This is a genomic window from Streptomyces sp. NPDC029216 (assembly GCF_040648015.1).
In the GTDB taxonomy this organism is placed as follows: Bacteria; Actinomycetota; Actinomycetes; order Streptomycetales; family Streptomycetaceae; genus Streptomyces.
The window spans coordinates 1-3262 of the sequence record NZ_JBEZWL010000284.1 but is presented as its reverse complement, the minus strand read 5'-3'; the positions used below and the strand labels follow the sequence as shown (position 1 = coordinate 3262).

2 protein-coding genes and 1 pseudogene are annotated in these 3262 nt (G+C 79.5%); 2 read left to right on the top strand and 1 reads right to left on the bottom strand.

All coding sequences use genetic code 11. The features are described from left to right. Nucleotides 1–345, top strand: a pseudogene (locus AB0F18_RS38940) (monooxygenase); the annotation flags it as partial. Nucleotides 346–823: 478 nt separating this feature from the next. Here the strand turns inward: AB0F18_RS38940 and AB0F18_RS38935 are convergent. Further along, complete coding sequence (locus tag AB0F18_RS38935; RefSeq protein WP_362070206.1) at nt 824–2431, bottom strand: hypothetical protein; 1608 nt, start codon at nt 2429–2431, stop codon at nt 824–826. A 657-nt stretch (nt 2432–3088) separates the two neighbouring features. Here AB0F18_RS38935 and AB0F18_RS38930 point away from each other — a divergent pair. After that, nucleotides 3089–3220: a hypothetical protein gene (locus AB0F18_RS38930; protein ID WP_362070203.1), complete on the top strand. Its 132-nt coding sequence runs from the start codon at nt 3089–3091 to the stop codon at nt 3218–3220. Nucleotides 3221–3262 lie beyond the last annotated feature (42 nt).

Genomic DNA, 3262 nt, shown 5'->3' with positions numbered 1-3262 from the left:
CCGGGCGCGGGGGTGCGCGGGGCGGGTCCGCTGCGCCAGCGGGCGCGGACGCGGGTGGCGGGGCGGGTGCTGTTCGTGGGGGACGCGGCGGGGTACGTGGACGCGCTGACCGGGGAGGGGCTGACCCTGGCGGTCTCGGCGGCGGGGGAGCTCGTCCGGTGCGTACGCGCGGACCGGCCGCAGGAGTACGAGCGGGCCTGGCGGCAACTGTCGCGCGCCTACCGCACCCTGACCTCGACCCTCCTGTGGGCCCGCCGCCGTCCACCCCTGGCGAACCGGATCGTACCGCTCGCCGCCGGGCTGCCGGGGGTGTTCACGGGGGCGGTGAACCTCCTGGCCCGGTAGGGCCCGGGGGCCGCCTTCCGTCGCTGGGCCGGTCCGGCCCCGCCGACCCCGCCTGCCCCGCCGCGGCCGTCGCCGGCTCCCGGACCCCCGACGCTCCCGGCGCGCCGGGCGGACGGCGTATTGCGGGGGGGCGCGCCGGGCGAACAGCTCCGTGTAGCGGGCCGGGCCGGAGCTGTCGCGCGGCCAGCACCCTGGCCTCCTCCCTCCTGTGGGCCCGCCGGACTGCGCGCCCGCCGACGGGCACCGCTGGCCGACCGGATCGAACCGCTCGCCCCCCTGCGGCCGAGGGTGTTCGCGGGGGGACCTACTGGCCCGGTAGGGCCGGCCACCCTCGCGTCACCGCCCCGGCGCGCCGGGCGGACGGCTCCGTGCGACGGGCGCGTCAGGCAAGCGACCGCCAGGCAGGCCGCCGAAGGGGGCCGGTGGGCGTGGCGGAGCCCCCGGGCGCCTGGGGCGGCCGGAGGCTCCAGCGTCGGGGTCAGGCTCCTTCGTCGGTGTGGGGGGTCGGAGGACGGTAGGTCAGCGCGAGGCCGGCCAGGACCGCCGCGACGCCGCCGCCGAGAACCGCCGCGACGCCGGCCCACGGGTAGGGGGCGCCGAGGGTGCCGTCGAGGGGGGCGAAGAACGTGACCCCGCCGACGATGTGCAGCGTGACCACCGCGAGCGCGGCCACCGCAGACGACCGCCACACCGCCGGGGTGTCCCGGAGGGCCAGAAGGGCGCCGAGCGGCAGGCAGAGCAGGGCCACCGCCAGGGGCACCAGCCGCTCGGGGGCGGGCGGTTCCGCGAGGTTCCCCGGCAGGTGCAGCACCCCGCAGAACAGCAGGGCGGCCGCCGTCGGCCAGCGCAGTACGTGGCGCAGCACGCCCCCGCGCCGGTCCGCCCGGTCCGCTATGGAATCGGCGGCGGGTACGGAGCGGGCGCCGCGAACCGGCGGCGGCTGCGGGACGGCGTCCGGCGGCGGGGACGACGCGGCCCCTACCGGGGGACGGTCGGGCCGGGCGTCCGTGTCGGCCGGGCCCGCCGGCGGTGTCGCCGGGCCGGTCGCGGGGGCGCTGTCGGGGCCGGGCGGAGGGGCGGCGCCGGGGCCTTCGGGATCGAGGATGGTCGCCAGCAGGGCCACGTCCTCAATGGGCCGGCCGATGGCGGCCGCACGCAGGGTGATGTCCGCCTCGCCCTCCTCCTCGGGGTGCTCGCCCAGCAGGGCGACCATCCGGCGGACCTCGTCGACCGGCCGGGCGACGGCGGCCGCGCGCAGGGCGTCACGCCCGGGGTCCGCCAGCCGGCCTGAGTCCTTCAGCAGGCCCACCAGCGCGGTGACCTCCTCGACGGGCCGGCAGGTGGCGGCCGTCTCCAGCAGCGTGCGGAGCGGCTCGGCGTGGGGTGCGGGCTGGCACGCGGGGCCGGGCTCGGGGCGGTTCACCTGGGCCGCGGTGGGGTCGTGGAGGCCGACCTCGGGCCCGGAGCCGGGTCCGGGCCGGTCCACGGAGGCCGCCGGGGCGGACCGGAGGCCGTCATGGAACGCGGGGCCGGTTTCCGAACCGTCCACCGGGGCAGCGGGGTTCGGCCGGAGGGCGGCGCGAGGCTCGGAGCCCGATACGGGGACGGTGGCGGACGACCGGAGGCCGTCGCGGAACTCCGGGCCAGGCGCCGACCCGTCCACCGGGGATACCTGGAGACGCCGGAGGCCGGCCTGGGGCGCGGAGCCGAGCTCCGCCCCGTCCCCCCGGGCCCCCGCGAGGAGCCGGGTGTCGTCGTGGAACTCCGGGCCGGACTCCAGACCCTCCACCGGCGCCCCTTCGAGGGGCCGGAGGCCGTCGTGGGGCGCGGAGCCGGGCTCCGGGCCGTCCACCGGGGTTGCCTGCCGGCGGCCGGCCTGGGCTGCGGAGCCGGGTGCCGGCCCGTTCGTTGGGGTCGGCCGGAGGACGGCGTGAGGTTCGGGGGCCGGTGTCGGCCGGGTGGCGGTGGGGGGTTCGGGGAGGGGTGGGGTGTGGGCGGGGTCGGGGCCGTCGGTCGGTTCCGGGGTGGGGGGAAGGCCGTCGCGGTCGCCGTGGTGCGGCGCCGCGAGGGGGCTGGGGTCATTCATGGAAAGCTCCGTCTCGCCGACGCACGGGTCTACGCATCGCGCGCCGGTCATCGTGCGTCATGGGAAGCGCACGCTTGGTCACATTCAGCGCCACGGGCCCGCACTGCGCCATTCGGGGCGGGCAAACGGGGTCTCCCCCGGCGTGTCCGGGGGAGCGGAGCGGACACGCCGGGACCAACGCGGCCCGCGCGGCGACGGGCGGGGCACAGTGTCGGGGTCCTGCCCCGCTCCCCGGGGCCCGTCGTCACGTTCCCGCCGTCGCCGGGGGCCAGCCGCACGACGCCCGTGCGCGCCCTCGGCTCGGCGCCCGCACGGGCTGGGCACGGCGCCCGCACGCCTTGGGCGCGGCGCCCGCACAGCCTAGGCACGGGGCCAGAACGCCCTGGGTGCCGCGCCCACACGGCCCAAGCACAGCGCCCGCAACCCCCAGGTGCGACGCCCACACGGCCCAAGCACAGCCCCCGCAACCCCCGGGTGCGACGCCCACACGGCCCAAGCAACAGCGCCCGCGGCCCCGTACGGGAAGCCGGCGGTCGTCCGCCCGCTGCGCCGGGAGGGCCGTCCGCGCATCGCGGGGCGGGCGGGAGCGTGAGGACGGGACCCTGCCCGGGAAGGGCACTCGTTCAGGAGGAGCAGCCTCCGGAAGGGACGACAGCCGTGCCGGATCCCCGTACCGACCCCGCCGCCTCCCACGCCCACGGCGGCCGCGCCCGCCACCGCCCGCGCCGGGGGCGCCTGCTGGCCGACGGTCTGGACCGGACCCTGGACCCCCTCATACCCCGGGCCTGATCCGGCTGGACCGGCGGGCCCTGCATGATGCGTGAAGGGCCC

Bases quoted from the DNA above. Each gene is read 5' to 3' on its own strand.
- AB0F18_RS38935 (WP_362070206.1), bottom strand. From the start codon at position 2,431: ATGAATGACCCCAGCCCCCTCGCGGCGCCGCACCACGGCGACCGCGAC.